The sequence below is a fragment of the Weissella thailandensis genome, from assembly GCF_001932615.1.
GTDB classification, from domain to species: Bacteria; Bacillota; Bacilli; order Lactobacillales; family Lactobacillaceae; genus Weissella; species Weissella thailandensis.
On sequence record NZ_CP014332.1, the window covers coordinates 1895952 to 1914544 of the forward strand.

The 18593-nt window shown below is 39.3% G+C and carries 16 protein-coding genes; 1 reads left to right on the top strand and 15 read right to left on the bottom strand.

The genetic code is table 11. From position 1 onward, the window contains the following. Positions 1-13 precede the first annotated feature (13 nt). The 12 genes from FOL01_RS09450 to FOL01_RS09505 all read right to left on the bottom strand — a co-directional run bounded on the left by FOL01_RS09450 (position 14) and on the right by FOL01_RS09505 (position 11900). On the bottom strand, positions 14-727 hold the full coding sequence (locus tag FOL01_RS09450) for a hypothetical protein (protein ID WP_075270389.1): 714 nt from the start codon (positions 725-727) through the stop codon (positions 14-16). A gap of 2 nt (positions 728-729) precedes the next feature. Next, positions 730-1224: an aminoacyl-tRNA deacylase gene (locus tag FOL01_RS09455; protein WP_075270390.1), complete on the bottom strand. Its 495-nt coding sequence runs from the start codon at positions 1222-1224 to the stop codon at positions 730-732. 141 nt (positions 1225-1365) lie between these two features. Beyond that, the gene (locus FOL01_RS09460; protein ID WP_083603482.1) at positions 1366-2847 is read right to left on the bottom strand and encodes an ABC transporter substrate-binding protein/permease; all 1482 of its coding nucleotides are present in this window, start codon (positions 2845-2847) and stop codon (positions 1366-1368) included. 16 nt (positions 2848-2863) lie between these two features. Beyond that, positions 2864-3595, bottom strand: a complete 732-nt coding sequence (locus FOL01_RS09465; protein WP_075270392.1) for an amino acid ABC transporter ATP-binding protein — start codon at positions 3593-3595, stop codon at positions 2864-2866. A gap of 180 nt (positions 3596-3775) precedes the next feature. Continuing rightward, positions 3776-5260 (bottom strand): ABC transporter substrate-binding protein/permease, encoded by a 1485-nt coding sequence (locus FOL01_RS09470; RefSeq protein WP_075270393.1) that lies wholly within the window; start codon positions 5258-5260, stop codon positions 3776-3778. A gap of 16 nt (positions 5261-5276) precedes the next feature. Further along, positions 5277-6008 carry an amino acid ABC transporter ATP-binding protein gene (locus tag FOL01_RS09475; protein WP_075270394.1) on the bottom strand — a complete coding sequence of 244 codons (732 nt, stop codon included), beginning with the start codon at positions 6006-6008 and terminating at the stop codon, positions 5277-5279. A 165-nt stretch (positions 6009-6173) separates the two neighbouring features. Further along, entirely contained in the window at positions 6174-6437 is a 264-nt protein-coding gene (locus FOL01_RS09480) for a hypothetical protein (protein WP_075270395.1), read from the bottom strand. Between the two features lie 13 nt (positions 6438-6450). Beyond that, a complete protein-coding gene (locus FOL01_RS09485) occupies positions 6451-6684 on the bottom strand; it encodes a hypothetical protein (protein ID WP_075270396.1) in 234 nt (77 codons plus the stop codon). 338 nt (positions 6685-7022) lie between these two features. Continuing rightward, the gene (locus tag FOL01_RS09490) at positions 7023-7871 is read right to left on the bottom strand and encodes an aldo/keto reductase (protein ID WP_083603483.1); all 849 of its coding nucleotides are present in this window, start codon (positions 7869-7871) and stop codon (positions 7023-7025) included. A 230-nt stretch (positions 7872-8101) separates the two neighbouring features. Next, positions 8102-9529, bottom strand: coding sequence for an L-arabinose isomerase (gene araA / locus FOL01_RS09495; protein WP_075270398.1), 1428 nt, complete (start codon positions 9527-9529; stop codon positions 8102-8104). 40 nt (positions 9530-9569) lie between these two features. Next, positions 9570-10274: an L-ribulose-5-phosphate 4-epimerase gene (locus FOL01_RS09500; protein ID WP_075270399.1), complete on the bottom strand. Its 705-nt coding sequence runs from the start codon at positions 10272-10274 to the stop codon at positions 9570-9572. A gap of 6 nt (positions 10275-10280) precedes the next feature. After that, positions 10281-11900 carry a xylulokinase gene (locus FOL01_RS09505; RefSeq protein WP_075270400.1) on the bottom strand — a complete coding sequence of 540 codons (1620 nt, stop codon included), beginning with the start codon at positions 11898-11900 and terminating at the stop codon, positions 10281-10283. A gap of 363 nt (positions 11901-12263) precedes the next feature. On the opposite strand from FOL01_RS09505, the gene FOL01_RS09510 reads away from it, so the two are divergent. Further along, positions 12264-13367: a GntR family transcriptional regulator gene (locus FOL01_RS09510; RefSeq protein ID WP_075270401.1), complete on the top strand. Its 1104-nt coding sequence runs from the start codon at positions 12264-12266 to the stop codon at positions 13365-13367. Positions 13368-13589: 222 nt separating this feature from the next. Here the strand turns inward: FOL01_RS09510 and FOL01_RS09515 are convergent, their stop codons facing one another. The 3 genes from FOL01_RS09515 to FOL01_RS09530 form a co-directional block, all read right to left on the bottom strand. Further along, on the bottom strand, positions 13590-14948 hold the full coding sequence (locus FOL01_RS09515; RefSeq protein ID WP_075270402.1) for an MATE family efflux transporter: 1359 nt from the start codon (positions 14946-14948) through the stop codon (positions 13590-13592). A 176-nt stretch (positions 14949-15124) separates the two neighbouring features. Continuing rightward, complete coding sequence (locus FOL01_RS09520) at positions 15125-16495, bottom strand: sugar porter family MFS transporter (RefSeq protein ID WP_075270403.1); 1371 nt, start codon at positions 16493-16495, stop codon at positions 15125-15127. Between the two features lie 420 nt (positions 16496-16915). After that, a complete protein-coding gene (locus tag FOL01_RS09530; RefSeq protein ID WP_075270405.1) occupies positions 16916-18547 on the bottom strand; it encodes an ABC-F family ATP-binding cassette domain-containing protein in 1632 nt (543 codons plus the stop codon). Positions 18548-18593: the final 46 nt, after the last annotated feature.

Here is an 18593-nt window from a genome sequence, read left to right on the forward strand (position 1 = left end):
CCCATTCAAATTATCAATCTAGAATATGTGCGATTAGTAGCATTAAAACGCCAATACCAATATCAATTAGCCAAACAATACCCAGCCAGTAACCAACCGTTTCAAAAATCAGCCAGGGATCCGAAATAAAGACACCAACGATTAAACTTATCAACAACAGTACCACACTATAATAAGCCAATCCCTGCCAAACGTTTGACCAATCCGAACGACTCAGGTTCATAGCCAAGTTCAAATTGACCACAATGTATAGCCAAATAACTAACTGCCACCAAGGTACACTACTAAAAACTTGCCACTCAATGGTTTGCACAGCAAACAGTTCCGGCCATAATAACTGCGTCGTTAATCCCGTTAATAACGTAATCCCAATCACTGGTGCTAAACCAATAAAAAAATTACCAAACTGTTGGTAAATATTTTTGGGCTGCCATGAATGTGCAACATATCCTAATCGCTGTTCCCGATCTGAACGAAAGGGATTGGTTAAAAGCACCAAGCGATTGATTTTATGCCCAAACAAGATAGCCATACCAGCATGCGATAATTCATGAACAATAACTCCCAGCCAACCAAATAGTAAGGGGGCACGAGTCCCAAACCGATTTATCAAATGCTGATTTGTTTTGGCCGTAATTGCAGAGACACAGTAACTAACAACTAGTGGTCCAATTAGAAAAATGATAAAGAGATACAGTACTGTATGCCAAATAATTACCCCTGACATAATTAGTCAACCGACCGGATATCTGCAAATTGTGCATGGACAAATTCAGCTAAAGTCTCAGCATCAATACGAATTGAGCGACCCACTTCACCTGCCGAAACAGTGATTGTCCCCGCCTCTTTGGCACTATTGTCAAAATAAATCGGAAACTTTTTCGTTTGCCAAATACCGACAGGATTGTTCGCACCATGAATATAACCCGTTGTCTTTTGCAAGTTCTTAGTCGGAATCATATTAACCTTTTTATTACCAGACACAGCGGCTAATTTCTTTTCATTTAAATGATTATCAACCGGAACAACGCCAATAACTGGTCCAGTCACATTACCGTCCAAAGCTAACGTCTTATAAATGTCATGATCTGTTAACCCATAGGCATCCAGTTCTGCCTGGTTACGATTCATTCCTCCTGAAAATACAATCGTTTCATAGGGAATATCCGCCTTATCCAAGATTTGTTCGACAAGAATTTTTTTAATACGTGCTTTCTTTGACATCTTCCTTCTCCTTAATACTCTATGCTTTTTAATATACGCTATTCCTACTTTTTATAAAAGTTTCTGGCCCCTGAAAAATATGACAAAAAACAGGGTGCACATCGCTGTCCACCCTGTTTTGCTATATGACATTCAGGCCAATTAACCTAATGTCTTATCAGATTTACGTAATTTCTTTTCAAATAAGTTTAACAAGCGACTGATTCCAAATGTCAAAATGAAATAGATAATCGCTGTAATAATCAATGGGATAAATGGTTTGAAGGATGCTCCTTGAACCACCGATGTTTGGAAAGTCAACTCACCAACACCAATAACTGAAACAACCGAACCTTCCTTGATGACCGTAACAAATTCATTACCCAAAGCTGGCAAAATATTCTTGATTGCCTGTGGCAAAATCATATAACGCATCGTTTGATTCTTGGTAAAGCCAAGTGAACGCGCCGCCTCAGTTTGTCCGTCTGGCACTGCCTGAATACCTGAACGAATGATCTCTGCCACATAGGCTGCCGAATTCAAGAACATGGCAATTGCACCAGCTAAGAAACTTGAAATATGCAATCCAATGGCTTGTGTACCAAAGTAAACAATGAATACTTGAATCAACAAAGGCACACCACGGACTGCTTCAATGTAGGCTGAAGCCAACCACTTAAATACTTTGATTGAAGATAATTTCATTAAGGCAAATAAGATACCTAAGATAATTCCAAAGAAGACGCCGATGACCGCTAAACCAATCGTGTAAAGCGTTCCCTTAACGAAATAAGGTGAATATTTAGAAAAGAAAGATTCTTTTTTATTCATCAATGCAATGGCATCATCCTGCATCTTTTGCAGTGGTTCACCAATAATGTGGTCATCCAAAATCTTATTGACCTTTGACTGCAATACCGTAGCATTCTTATTCATCACCACTGAAGAACCATTAGAAATACCTGGTAATTTGGCTGGTGAGACAGCAAATTGATCACTTTGTTCTAAATAACTTTTTGCTGTTGTACTAGCAACCACGACACCATCAACCTTTTCTTGGTTTAATTGCGTCACTTCGTCAGTGATTTTCTTTAATGAGACAACCTTTTTATCGGTTATTTCATGTGCGATATCATCTTGCTTAGATGAGACTTGCGCTGCCAATTTTGCTTGACGAAGTTGCTTTAACGTTGACCACTTTTCTTTATTCTGCTTTAAAGTTAGCACAACATTTTTATCAACAAAGTAAGGCTTTGAAAAGTTAACTTCTTCGGAACGTTCTGGCGTTTCCGTCATACCTGCCACAACAACATCAACTTTTCCCGTTTTTACAGCACCCAATAAGGCATCAAAACTCATTTCTTGAATCTCAGTTTTTACACCTAATTGCTTACCAATCTCACGGGCAGCTTCGATATCAAAACCAACAATTTTGTCTTTACCGTGCTCGGTTGTATGGAACTCATAAGGCGCATAATCGGCTGAAGTTCCAACGACTAACTTACCAGATTTTTTAATACGCTCTAATGTTGGATCAGTTTCTTCAGCGTTGACTGTATGCATATTCAGCATACCCATACCGCTGCTCATCACTAGTCCAAATGCCATTACCAACATAATGAGCTTTTTTATCCATTTGTTCATGATTTAATTCCCTCTCTTACAACATCTTTGCTAAGAAATTCTGCGCACGTTCAGAATTAGGATTTTCAAAAAAGCTAACTGGATTATCGTAGGCCATCATGTCGCCGTCACTCATAAACCAAATTTTTGAAGCCACTTCGCGGGCGAATCCCATTTCGTGAGTCACGACTAACATCGTCATCCTCTCTTGGGCAAGCTCACGCATCGTCTTCAAAACTTCCCCAACCATCTCTGGATCCAGAGCTGACGTTGGTTCATCAAATAACATAATTTTTGGATTCATTGCCAAAGCACGGGCGATGGCCACACGTTGTTGTTGCCCACCAGATAGAGATGCTGGATACACATCAACCTTATCGACCACCCCAACTTTTTCCAAGAACTGCTTGGCAGTTGCTGTTGCTTCACCATCAGCAATGCCTTTTACCTTAGTTAGAGCAATTTTTACATTGTCTAAAACGGTCATATTTGGGAACAAATTAAAACTTTGGAAAACCATGCCTAATTCTTGACGAATCTTGTCCAAACCAGCTTCACTAGCTTTGGTAATGTCTTGATCCTCAAAAATCACCGCGCCTGAAGTTGGATATTCCAACATGTTCAATTCGCGTAATAGCGTTGATTTACCTGTACCTGAAGGTCCTAAAATCGCAATAACGTCACCCTCTTCTACTGTGGCATTAATTGACTTTAGAACAGTGTTTTTACCGTACTCTTTATGTAAGTTTTTAATTTCTAAAATTGCCATATTTCTACTCCCATTCATTACTGACCAGTAAATATTACCAGTAGTTGAAAGTATATGCAATAATTTATACTTAAAACCCTTAAACTTTCTCTTTTTATTCAAAAAAGCTGAATATATACACGTGATTTTGTGTATTTTCAGCTTTTTTGTCGGTATTTAATTTTTTATCAGATAGGTCTGTTATCCAAATGATTTATCAGATTTATGCAACTTCTTCTCAAACAAGTTCAACAAACGCGTAATTCCGAATGTCAAAATGAAGTAAATAACGGCTGTGACAATCAATGGTAAGAATGGTTTAAAGGATGCCCCTTGAACAACTGATGTTTGGAAAGTCAACTCACCAACTCCAATAACCGAGACAACTGAACCTTCCTTAATAACAGTCACAAATTCATTTCCTAAGGCTGGCAAAATATTTTTAATTGCCTGTGGCAAAATCATATACCGCATCGTTTGATTTTTAGTGAAGCCAAGCGAACGTGCTGCCTCAGTCTGACCGGCTGGCACTGCCTGAATTCCCGAACGAATAATTTCTGCCACATAAGCTGCTGAATTCAAGAACATGGCAATGGCACCTGCTAAGAAGCTCGAAACATCGAGCCCGATGACTTGTGTACCAAAGTAAACCAAAAATACTTGGATCAATAGTGGTACACCACGAACAGCTTCAATATAAGCAACTGCCAACCACTTCAATGGTTTAATTGTTGACATCTTCATCAGTGCAAACAAGACACCTAAAATAATTCCAAAGAAGACCCCAATTACTGCTAATCCGACTGAATATTCGGTACCCTTAATGAAGTAAGGCATGTATTTTTTAATAAATGAATCTTTTTGGACAGCTTCCTTAAACGCCTTATCTTGCCACTTCTGTAATGGCGCCCCAATAACGTGATCCTTCAGGATTTGATCAACTTTTTCCTTAAATACTGGTGAATTCTTGTTCATCACCGTAGAAACTGCATTTCCTGTTGTAATTGGTAACTTAGCTTTTGTAATGGCGAATTGGTCACTTTGTGTCAAATAACTTTTGGCACTGGTTTGGGCAAGTACAACCGCGTCAACTTTCTTTTGACTTAACTGCATGACCAAGTCAGTAATCTTTTTAACTTGAACAGTTTTCTTATCTGTTAAGCTACTAGCTAACTTTGATTGACTTGACGACACTTGTGCTCCTAATTTTGCCCCACGGATTTGGTCAAGCGTTGCCCATTTATTTTTGTTTTCTTTTAGTGTTAGAACAACATTTTTATCATTATAATAAGGCGTTGAAAAATTAACTTCTTTTGCACGTTCTGGCGTATAAGTCATCCCCGCAATCGCCATATCAATCTTTCCTGTCTTAACTGCACCTAGCAAAGAGTCGAAACTCATATCCTGCACTTCTAGTTTAACGCCTAAATGCTTAGCAAGCGTTCTAGCAACGTCCATATCAAAACCAAGAATTTTATCCTTGCCATTGACCGTCGCGTGAAATTCATAAGGTGCGTATTCGGCAGCCGTTCCAATAACTAATTTACCCGACTTTTTAACTCGTGATAACGTTGGATCAGTTTCAGCAGCACTAACATTTTTTACACTAAACACACCAGCACCACTGCTGATAAACATACCAATCGCCATTAATAATATGGCTACTTTTTTCATCCACTTTTTCATAAATCCATTCCCTCTTTTACAACATCTTTGCTAAGAAATTCTGCGCACGTTCTGAATTAGGATTTTCAAAAAAGCCTGCTGGATCGGTATACGCTGTCATTTCACCATCACTCATAAACCAAATTTTTGAAGCCACTTCACGAGCAAATCCCATTTCGTGGGTCACAACTAGCATGGTCATACCTTCTTGGGCCAGCTCACGCATGGTCTTCAAAACTTCCCCAACCATCTCTGGATCTAAGGCTGACGTTGGTTCATCAAACAACATAATCTTTGGATTCATGGCCAAAGCACGAGCAATCGCCACACGTTGTTGTTGACCACCAGATAGAGATGCTGGATACACGTCAACTTTATCTGCCACGCCAACCTTATCTAAAAACTTTTTGGCTGTCGCTGTCGCTTCATCATCAGCAACTCCCTTAACCTTAGTTAAAGCAATTTTTACATTATCCAAAACGGTCATATTTGGAAATAGATTAAAACTTTGGAAAACCATCCCCAAGTCTTGACGAATCTTATCCAACCCTGATTCATTAGCTTTAGTGACATCCTGATCGTCAAAAATAACTGCCCCAGAAGTGGGATGCTCTAACATATTTAATTCACGTAACAACGTTGACTTACCCGTTCCAGAAGGGCCAAGAATTGCAATCACATCCCCCTCTTCAACTTCAGCGTTAATTGATTTTAAAACCGTATTTTTACCGTACGCTTTATGTAAATCTTTAATCTCTAGAATTGCCATAAATCTACTCCCCGTTCTTGTTGATGAATAAATATTAACAGTTAATGATAATTTATGCAATAAAAAACTAATAATTCGCTTAAAAAACTTTTATATATACAAAAAATCCGAATATATGCATATAATTATGCGTATATCCAGCGTTACTTGTATAAATTATAATTTTTACATCATTTTTTGAGAATTATCAAAGATGATTTTTTTATTACTTGCAACTAACGTAGCCATATATGGCTCACCCAAAGTCATCGGTTCCCCTTTAGTATTTAATAAAAAATGAAATGATGCTAGTTTCACCATGGCTTGATAAACCGATTCACGGTCTAGTGTCATTGCTGGGTGCTTAATCTTGATCACTGATAATTTTTTGGTCGTATCCGTAGCCTGTTGTCCCGGTGCCAAAAATGATAGTTCCAGTACTTGGTTCATATTCAATTCTCCCTTAGTTAGTAATGGTATTTGGATTAAATAAATGCGCTTTTGTGTCCACTGTCGTTATCTTATCAATGGCAATTTCAGCACCTAGTTGTAACATTAACTGAGCTAACTGGTTTAGTTCAGTAATAGTTGTCCCCTGCTTCACATAAAATTGACGGCTTGTAACAACGTCTTCATTTGTCTTACCAATAATTTTGACCTTCAACATATTGTTGGGCAATTGCTTCTTTTCTACCATAACTTTCATCCTCAATTCTTTCGTTTTTTCGAACGGCCATTCGATTATCAGCCAAATGCTGACATCTATACTAACGAAACGGAGGAAGGAATATGTAACACTTTTTTTAGAGAGTGTGAGCGAAAGCGGTTTGAATTCAGGTGTAAGGCTGTTTAGGATAATTTTGTTCGTAGCAACGCGAAGAACAGGATTATTCTAAATTGCCTTACATTGAGAATTCAGCTTTAGTGAGCACGTTTATGAGAGAGTGTGAACCACAACGCTTTGAACTCGGGTGTACACAAAAAAGATTGGGACAACTGAAACTGTCCCAATCTCTTCATGATTTCAAATATTGTTTAGTGATGTGGATACTGACGTCCACGTTCATAGACTTGCTCAGGTTCTTGGCTAATTCGTGTATAAGTATCCAATGCATCAATCGCCGCAATCTCTTCCACCGTCAGTGAAAAATCATAAATATCAGCATTTTCAATCACACGTTGTGGGTGAACAGACTTTGGAATAATACTAGTACCATGTGCCAAATGCCATCTCAGGACAACCTGTGCTGGTGATTTGCCATATTTCTCAGCAATCGAAACAATGGTTGGTTCAGCTAAGACCGATCCACGTCCCAAAGGTGCCCAAGCTTGCGTCACAATATTATTTTCTTGCAAAAAGTCGCGCAATTCGGGTTGAACAAGATGGGGATGGTTTTCAATTTGGTTCACTACTGGCATCTCATTAGCTTGCGTAGCCAAATATTGTAAATGAATCATCCCAAAATTTGACGTTCCCAAAGATTTGACGATACCCTCTGCCTGTAAGCGCTCAAAAGCACGCCATGTATCAAAGAATTGTTCATGTAGTGGCCAGTGAACCATTAATAGATCAACATAATCCATCTGCAAGTCCTTCAAAGACTGTTCAACAGATGCCAAAGTTTTATCATATCCCTGGTTCGCCTCGGCTACTTTAGTCGTCACGAAATAATCCTCACGAGGCATTCCCAATGCACGCAAGCTTTGACCAACTTCGGCCTCATTTTTATACATTTGTGCCGTATCAAATAAACGGTATCCCGATTTCCATGCTGTTTTAATAACCTCAGTCAAGTTATCTTGGTCCGTTACTTTGTATAATCCCAAACCTTGTTGTGGCATTTGATAACCATCTGCTAATTGAAGCTGTGTTGTAATATCCATCTTATGAATTTTGCCCCTTTTGATTGAATTCTATCATTTGCTAATCTCAGTTTCCTCAATACTACATCATAACAGATAACGTAAAAAGTCAGCAATAATATGTCTTAGACCATATCATTACTGACAATTCACATGAGAGATTTTATTTTATATTGTTAACTTTTATATGAGATTTTAGGTTTTATTTTTTGATTTTATTATTAGGTTAGAAATTTTAGATTAATGAATAATTAGTCTTTGATATCAACGTATGTCAAGCCGAACATCTTTGACAAGTCTGACAATTGTTCTGAATCAACATCAAATGATAGAACAGTGTGGTGTCCACCACCAAGAGTCAACCAACCAACTGATCCGTCACGCAAACCTTGCTTTGGTGTCCACAATTGCTTAGCAACTGGTAGGTGTGGCATCTCAGCTTCAGGCTTGTTTCCAGTAACGTCATATGACATCAACTTGAACTCATCACCGTAGTCTGCAAGGGTTGCATCAACTGCATCACCTTCCATACCAGTAAATACCAAACGTGCAGGATCAGCCTTGTCACCAATGTCCAATGGGTGAACTTCAACACGTGGCTTGTCTGAGGCGATTGTTGGATCAACTTCAAGCATGTGTGATCCAAGGATAGCTTCGTGACCCTTACGCAAATCAAGTGTGTAATCTTCCATGAAGACTGTGTGCTTGTTGTGTGAAATGATCTTCATCAAACGATCCAAAGCAGCTGTCTTCCAGTCACCTTCACCAGCGAATCCATATCCTTCAGCCATCAATAGTTGTGATGCCAAACCTGGTAATTGTTCTAGACCGTACAAGTCCTCAAAGTTATCAGTGAAGGCTGTGTAACCATGCTCGTCCATGAAGTGCTTCAAACCGAAGTACTCACGGATTTGATACTTTACACTGTGCTCAAACTTCTCTGGTGTGTTGTCACCAACAACGAAGTCATATTCCTTTTGTAGTTCTTCATACTTAGCATCGATGTCTTCGTCACTAACAGCGTTAACTGCTTCAACCAAGTCACCCATTGCCCAGTAATCTACACGCCAACCAAACTTGATTTGTGCTTCGATCTTGTCACCATCAGTAACGGCAACGTTACGCATCTTATCAGCAAATGCAGCAACCTTGATCTTGAATGATTCGTTGTATGCAACAGCAACGTCCATCCACTTACCAATCTTGTCTTGAACATCCTTATCAGCCCAGTGACCATAAACAATCTTGTTGTTTAATTGCAAACGAGCATTGATAAATGCGTACTCACGGTCACCGTGAGCTGATTGGTTAGCATTCATGTAGTCGAAGTCGATGTCATCATATGGCAATTCTTCTAGGTATTGTGTTGCAAAGTGTAGCAAAGGCTTTTGTAGTAATTGAGTACCACGGATCCAGTTCTTTGCTGGAGAGAATGTGTGCATCCAAGTAATGACTCCGGCAACAGAATCATCATAGTTAGCTTCCTTCATAACATCAGCAATATTTTCTGAAGTTGTTGCAACCAACTTAAATTCTACTGGGTATGGCAAGTTTCCTGATTCATTCAACTTGTCAACAATATCCTTAGCGTCAGCTTCAACCTTATCTAATACTTCTGGACCATAAAGGAATTGTGATCCTGTGATAAACCAAAACTTGTAATTCTCTGTGTTAAACATGTTCTATTTCCCCCTGAAATATATAATATAACAACAACGACTAGTCCTTAGACTTTTGACCATAATATGCATTAGCACCGTGCTTACGCAAATAATGCTTATCCAACAACGTTTGTGAAACATGGATGCTGTGTGGGTTTAACATAATCGTGTGGTAAGCCATCTTAGCTGACTCTTCCAACACAACTGCGTTATATACTGCCTTATCAGCAGATTCTCCCCACGTGAATGGTCCATGATCCTGTGCCAATACAGCTGGCACAGCCATTGGATCAATACCACGCTCCTTGAACGTTTCGATAATTACATTACCTGTTTCAAGCTCGTACTCACCATTGATTTCCTCATCGGTCATCTGGCGAGCTACAGGCACATCACCGTAGAATGTATCTGCATGTGTCGTACCTGCAGCTGGTAGGTCAATCCCAGCTTGGGCAAATGACACTGCCCATGGTGAATGCGTATGCACGATTCCACCCATTTCTGGGAATTCCTTGTACAAAATACGGTGCGTTTCTGTATCACTTGATGGGTTAAGGTCACCCTCAACGATCTTGCCATCAAGATCAACAACAACCATATCTTCTGGCTTTAATTCATCATATGGAACCCCGGAAGGTTTAATGACGAACAAGCCACTTTCACGATCGATTTCAGAAACGTTTCCCCAAGTAAATTTAATCAAGCCATGCTTTGGCAAGGCCATGTTAGCGTCATAAACACGTTGCTTAACGTCTTCTAACATTATTAATTAATCCTCCTTAGATGTCTCAACTGGCATCTGATCAATTGCTGTTTGTTCAATTGATAGACCAGCTTTGTACTCTTCCATAAACTTACCAAATCCAGCAACATCTTCTGGGTCTGGTTCGATTGTCGTACTCTCTTGAGACTGGAATACTTCATCTTCTAGGTAATCAGCAAGTGATTGACCGTCCTTGTGGCTCACAACGAATTGTGACAAAACAGCCATTCCCCAAGGACCACCTTCACCGGCGTTCTTCATTAATGTTACGGGTGCATCCATAACCCCAGCTAAAATCTTTTGGGCAACAACTGGTGTTGTAAAGATACCACCTTGGGCAACAACTGAATCCATGGCAACCTTTTCTTTTGCCAATACATCCAAACCAATCTTCATTGCACCAAAGGCACTATACAAATGCATACGCATCAAGTTAGCTAATGTAAACTTAGCATTTGGTTTACGAACAAATAGTGGACGACCTTCATCCATACCAGTAATGTTCTCACCAGAATGATAACCATAACTTAGCAAACCACCAGCATCTGGATCTGACTTCAAAACACTGTTGAACAATGCGCTGAAGATTTCACCACCGGTAACCGTTGCACCGATTGCAGCGGCAAATTCAGTGAAGACACGCGCCCATGAATTAATCTCAGATGTACTGTTATTAATGTGAACCATGGCAACTGGTGAACCATCAGGTGTTGTTACCATATCGATGTTCTCATTAACTTGTGATAATTCTTTTTCTAAGACAACCATGGCAAATGCTGAAGTACCAGCAGATACGTTTGCGGTACGCTTCTTAACTGAGTTTGTTGATACCATTCCAGTACCAGCATCCCCTTCAGGAGCTGCAGCAACTGCGCCACTCTCCAAAGAACCAGATGGGTCAAGTAACTTTGCACCTTCTTCAGTCAAACGACCGGCTTCCTCACCAGCTAACTTAATTGTTGGCAAGATATCTCGTAACTGCCACAAGTATTGTTGCACTGACTTAAATGCATTGAACTTATCCATCATTGCTTGGTTATAATCATGAGTCTCTTCATCGATTGGGAAGACTCCTGAAGCATCCCCAATACCGATAACCTTTTCACCAGTCAAACGCCAGTGAACATAACCAGCCAAAGTAGTTAAGTAATTGATTTCCTTAACGTGTGTTTCTTGGTTCAAGATTGCTTGATACAAGTGAGCAATACTCCAACGTTGTGGAATATTGAAATCAAACAACTTTGTTAATGCTGCTGCAGACTCACCCGTAATTGCGTTACGCCATGTACGGAATGGTACCAATGACTTATCATTCTTATCAAAGACCAAGTAACCGTGCATCATAGCTGCAATTCCAAATGATGAAAGCTTGGTTACTTTAACATCATATTCGTCAGCAACGACATCTGTTAAATTCTTATACGCACTTTGTAGACCTGACCAGACATCTTCCAAAGAATATGTCCAGACACCATTTTCAAGTTTGTTCTCCCAATTGTGGCTACCAACTGCAATAACTGATGAATCAGTTGCAACTAGCACGGCCTTAATACGGGTAGAACCAAACTCAACACCAAGGGCCGCTTGCCCTGTAGTAATTTGTTCTTGAATTTGTTCTTTATTCATTAATCTATTCCCCTCAAATGAGAATCAAAGTTTTTGTAACCGTTTACAAGTATTATAGTAAATCATTTGTGCGGACAAATCAAGTGTTAAAGCAAAAATTTGTATGTACAATTCCATACATCATCAACAAACGCGATGATACCGCTATTTCTGGCAAAAAATTTTTTTGCCAATTTGCTCAACAAATCACGACATTGAAATACTGATTGATCGTTAACGTTAACATTAGCGTCATCCTCATCGCTAAAAATAATTCAAAACAACTATCTTGCCATTACTAACAATTAATAAATAGCTTTTTAACTATGTGAATTTTTTGTATAATAAATGTATTATATGTTTTGGAAATGGAGCTATCGAAATATGGATACGAAATATGACATCGTGAAGAAAGGGCTCCGCAACGACATTATTTCTGGAAAATTTGCGATTGGTGAAAAATTACCCACTGAAGCAAACTTAACTGAGCAATATAATGTGAGCCGTTACACAGTCAGGCGTGCCACAGCAGGATTGGAACAAGAAAATTACTTATACCGTATCCAAGGGGATGGTATGTACGTTAATGATTGGAAAAAAGTTCCCGCTGCTAAAACTGAAAACAAAGTCATTGGTGTCATTACAACCCATTTAGCTGACTACATTTTCCCAGAAATTATTAGTGGTATTGACCAAATAATTTCGGACGCTGGTTATGCTTTATTTATCAGTAATACACACAATACGTTCGACCGTGAACGACGCAGCCTATTACGGATTATTGAAACTGGCATTAGCGGCTTGATTATTGAACCCACAATGTCGGCACTGCCCAATCCCAATAAAGATTTGTACGATCAAATTAAGCAACTAAATATACCAACAGTCTTTATTAACTCAAAATATGAAAGTTTGGACTTCAATTACCTCGGCGTTAATGATGTTGACTCCGAAGCGCAATTGGTCCGTCACTTAATCGCTCAGGGACACAAAAGGATTCTAGGTGTCTTCAAGGTTGATGACATCCAAGGCGCCCACCGTATGCAGGGCTTTTACAAAGCTTTCCAAACACAACCGGATTACGCCTTAGACAGTAATATCATCATGTATCAATCTGATGATGAAGAAAATAACACCCTCATCTTAAATAAGATTGAAAGCTACTTAGAATCACCCCATCGCCCAACTGCCTTAGCGCTATATAATGACTCATTAGCTATTCAAGCCAGTGATTTAGTAAAGTCACTTGGCTTCCGAATCCCAGAAGACATTGCCATTGTTGGGTTTGATGATTACAGCCTCTCAACGTACATGACACCTAGTTTAACAACTAATCGTCATCCCAAACGTAAAATGGGACGTGATGCTGCCCAAATTCTACTCGATCTCATTGATGGGCAACCTGGTCATGATGTGATTTATGAACCCGATATGATTGTTCGTAACTCGACTGCTACGCCATTAGCTGCAGATGAAACACGAGAATAGTAAGGAAGAGCGAGACAAAAGTCGTTTTGAAGCCGGTGTGTAACAATGGTTGCGTTATTTTGGCTCGTAGCGTAGCGCAGAGACGGAATTGCGCAATCGTTGTTACATTGAGGCTTCAGACTTTTGGAACGCGTTTACGCTATAAAATTTACAGGTTGATAATTAATCCATTTTTAGTAAAAAATAGGTTGGAACAATGATTTTGTTCCAACCTATTTTTCATTATTCTAGCATACTTATTTCCTCTGGATTATGGAGTTTACGCAATCGCTTGACCATCCGTAACCATGCCGGGATCAAGAACAATAGCGAACCTAACCAAGCTAGTGGATTAGCTAAACTAGCTCCAAAGTAACCTAACCAGCCAACCAATGCGAAGGCTGTGACTGTACGCATCACCATTTCACCCATACCGGCATACGTTGGCGTTCGTACATCGCCAAGCCCTTGTAATGTATAACGTAATACGAACAAGGTACTTAAGATAAAGTAGAACGGTCCATTTGCCCAGAAATACTCTTGCGCTAAGTCCATCACGTGATGTTCACCAGCACCAACAAATAAACTAACCAATACACGACCAAAGATAACCTCAATGGCTCCTAATACAAAACTCATACTGATCAACATCTTCAAGGAACTCTTCACACCTTCTAAAATACGATCATATTTACCAGCACCGAAATTTTGCGCTGTATAAGTGGCCATAGCAACACCGACTGCCATCATTAATTGCGTACTAATTTGGTCAACTTTTGAAGCAGCTGTATTCGCAGCTACCGCATCGGTTCCCAAAGTATTCACAGCTGTTGCTAGTGTAACAGCTCCAATGGCAATAATTGATTGTTGAAAGCCCATTGGTAATCCAGCCAACAGATGTTTTCGCAGATCGCCTTTTTTGAGTTTAAAATCCGACCAACTTAACCGTAACGTATCCGTATACCGTGTAATATGTAAGTACGAAATCACAACCGTTACAAATTGTGCAAATACGGTTGCTGTGGCTGCTCCTTCAACTCCCCAATGGAATTTAATAATCAGTACCAACTCTAATGATACATTAACGATCATTCCAATAATTAAATAATACAACGGTGCTTTACTATTACCAACCGCTCGCAGCGCATTGGAAACCACATTATAACCCATCGTCATAATGGTTCCAGCTAAGATAATCCCAATGAATAACTTAGCTTCTCCATAAATCGCTGCCGGCATTTGCATAGCATCCAACAAATTATCAATAAAAACCAGGCTAGTAATTGTTAGGACAATCGATGTAATCAATGCCGCGACGATACTAGCAGCAAATGATTCACGGATACCACGAACATTGTGCGCACCATAACGTTGCGCCGTGATAATAGCCATTCCCGAACTAAAACCTTGCACGAAACCCATAACTAAAAATTGAATACTTCCAGTTGCCCCAACTGCAGCCAACGAGTTAACGCCTAAAGTTTGCCCAACAATCAATGTATCGGAAATATTGTACAGTTGCTGTACCATATTCGTGAGCATTAGAGGAATGGCAAACATTAGAATAACCTTTGCCGGCTTACCACTTGTTAGATCTTGCATGCTTACCGCTCCTTAACTAATTATATATGTATTAGAAACAAGTATAGAATAGCTTTTATTCTTTTGTCTATCGATAAGTTTGCTAGCAACTAAAAATAATAGGACAAAAAAAACGAGACATTTTCATGTCTCGGTTTCTTAATTTTATTTAATGAACAATCAACCAAGTAATATCATTACTTAGCTGCCTTGTCAGCACCAATCTTTTCGATTTCTTCAAGTGAACGACCACGTGTTTCTGGTACGCGGAACATAATGAATGCAACAGCAACCAAGCAAATAACACCGAAGATGGCAAACACAACTTCTTGTGACATTGAAGCAGTCATGATTGGGAAGACCAACGCAACAGCGAATGATCCAACCCAGTTCATTGATGATGCCAATCCTGAAGCACGTCCACGAATAGCTAGTGGGAAGACCTCACCAACTAGAACCCAAGTTAATGGGGCCCATGTAAAGGCATAGAATGCAACGAAGATGCACAAGAAGACAACGATCATCATAGGATTTGTATCCATAAATGAGTTAATAATCGCTGGTAGGATGAATGAAAGACCCATCACACTTCCACCAAGAATCAACAAGCCACGACGGTTAAACTTTTCAGCAATTGCCATGTAGAACAAAGCTCCTACAACCAAGATAATACCTTGAACAATAGGCCATAGCAATGCATCAGAGGCAGCTTGACCTGTAGCCTTTTCAACAATCAATGGGATGTAATAGAAGATTGCGTTAGCACCCATGAATTGTTGGAAGAAGGCAACCATCACACCAGCAATAACTAGGTAACGGTAACGACCATCTAACAATGAAGCCCATGACGTTGACTTCTCAGCTTTTTGCTCAATCTTAGCAGTTTCAGTAATACCTTGAATTTCAGCTTCAATTTCTTCAGGCTTACGAATCCAGCTCAACACTTTACGAGCTTCGTCCTTACGACCAGCCTTGATCAAGAAACGAGGTGACTCTGGCAAACGTAACACACCTAGGAACAAAACCAAGGCAGGAACAGCAGCCATAGCAAGCATCAAACGCCATGCAATATGCTCAGGCAATCCCTTTAGCAAGAAATCAACAACGTATGAAATCAACATTCCAGAAACAATCATCAATTGGTTGATTCCTGACAAACTACCACGCTTCTCAGCTGGTGACATTTCAGACAAGTATGCTGGCACCAAAGCAGAAGCAGCACCAACAGCAACACCCAAAAGAACACGGGTGAAAATCAAGTAGGCAACCCCATTATGAGGTGAAACACCGGCTAGCAATGCACCAATCATAAACAATGCGGCTGAATACAAAACCATCTTACGACGACCTAAACGATCGGACAATTGACCAGCAATCGCACCACCAAACACAGCTCCTAGCATCAATGATGATGTGATCCAACCGGTAACTCCACCACCAGATAGATTCCAATCACTTTGCAAGAATGGCAACGCACCGGTCATAACACCAATATCGTATCCGAATAGGATACCTCCAAAGGCTCCGAAGAAGTAAATAAATTTACTTGAAATTTTCTTCTCAGACATGAACTAATCCCTCCAAAATCATATCCTCTGATATGATCCTAAACTTAAAAAATTTTAAATTGAAAACGACTACGAGTTCCCCAAAATGAAGTTCAAAAATAAATACCTGCAATGATTTAAATTCAAATAAACCCCATGAAAATTTGTAACCGTTTTCATCAACAACATTATTATACATGTTGTGCGGACAAATTAAAAGAGTTTTGTGCAAAACATACAAATTTACGTACAAATATTTAATGATAAACTTCACAAGATGCCGTCATATTGCGTTTTCATCCGGTCAATTAATTAAATATTAAGTTTTTTTAAAGCAACAAAAAAACCACAAATACAGCCAGATAACCGGCTATATTTGTGGGCTTGTACAATACCACTAAAATTTGTTGCTATTTTACCGACATTGTCAGCTATTGCATTTTATAAGATGACATTCTTTGCAGCTAATTGTTTTTGCACTTCAGGGTGATCCATGAATTCATCATAAGTCGTTTCGGCACGATCAACCACTCCTTGATCAGAAACGACAATCACATGATCAGCAATTGTTTGTGCAAATGTGTGGTCATGCGACGTGAAAATCAAACCACCCTTAAAGTTAATTAAGCCATCATTCAATGACGTAATTGATTCCAAGTCTAAATGGTTAGTAGGATCATCAAGAATTAGCACATTAGCCTTCGTTAGCATTAGCTTTGAAAGCATTACGCGAACTTTTTCTCCTCCTGATAAGACATCCAATGTTTTATCAGCATCTTCACCCTTGAATAACATCCGACCTAACAAACCACGAAGGAAGGTATTATCGCTTTCTTCCTTTGAAGCAAAGTCACGCAAGTAATCTAGAATTGGGCGTTCTGGATTAGGGAAGTTAGTTCCCATATCCTTTGCCAAATAATCTTGAGTTGTTGTAACACCCCAAGTGACACTACCAGAATCAGGCTTTACCTTACCCGCAATAATGTCCAAAATCATCGTTGCCGCAACATCGTTATCAGACATAATCAACGCTTTTTCATTTGGACTAACTGTAAATGAAATGTTATCCAAAATTTTGACACCATCGACACTCTTTGAAACGCCTTCAACACGTAACATATCATTACCAATTTCACGTAACGTTTCAAAATTGATATATGGATACTTACGTGATGAAGGTTGGATATCATCCAGCGTAATCTTATCTAATTGCTTTTTACGCGATGTCGCTTGCTTTGACTTTGATGCATTAGCTGAGAAACGCGCAATAAAGTCTTGTAGTTCTTTAATTTGCTCTTCTTTCTTAGCATTAGCTTGTGATTGCAAACGTTGTGCAAGTTCTGATGATTGCTTCCAGAAATCATAGTTACCGACAAAGAGCTTGATTTTACCAAAATCAACATCAAGAATCATTGTTGCCACTGCATTTAAGAAGTGACGGTCGTGGGAAACAACTAGCACTGTATTTTGATAATCAGCCAAGAAATCTTCTAACCAGGCAATCGTCTTCGTATCCAAACCATTAGTTGGCTCATCCAAAATCAAAATATCAGGGTTGCCAAACAAAGCTTGTGCTAACAATACCTTAACCTTGCTTACTTCGGGCAAGTCTGACATCAATGCTTGATGCTTACTCTCAGGAATACCAATACTCTGCAAAAGTTGAACTGCTTCAGTCTCAGCTGTCCAGCCATCAAGTTCTTCAAAACGAGCAGATAGTTCACCAACACGAATACCATCTTCGTCTGTGAAAGGATCATGCATGTAAATGCCATCCATTTCAGTTTTTACATCATATAGTTCTTTATGACCCTTCAAAACAGTATCCAAAACTGTAAATTCATCAAACGCAAAGTGGTCTTGTACTAATGATGACATACGTTCATTTGGACCCATTGAGACATTTCCAGTAGTTGGTTGTAGTTTACCTTCCAATACCTTCAAAAAGGTTGACTTCCCGGCACCATTGGCACCAATAATACCGTATGTATTACCAGGGGTAAATTTTAAGTTAACATCGTCGTATAATTTTTTCCCAGTGAATGATACAGAAACATTCGAAACGGTTAGCATATTTTTATCTTCTCCTACAAAATAGTGTTTTATTTTTTACTCATTA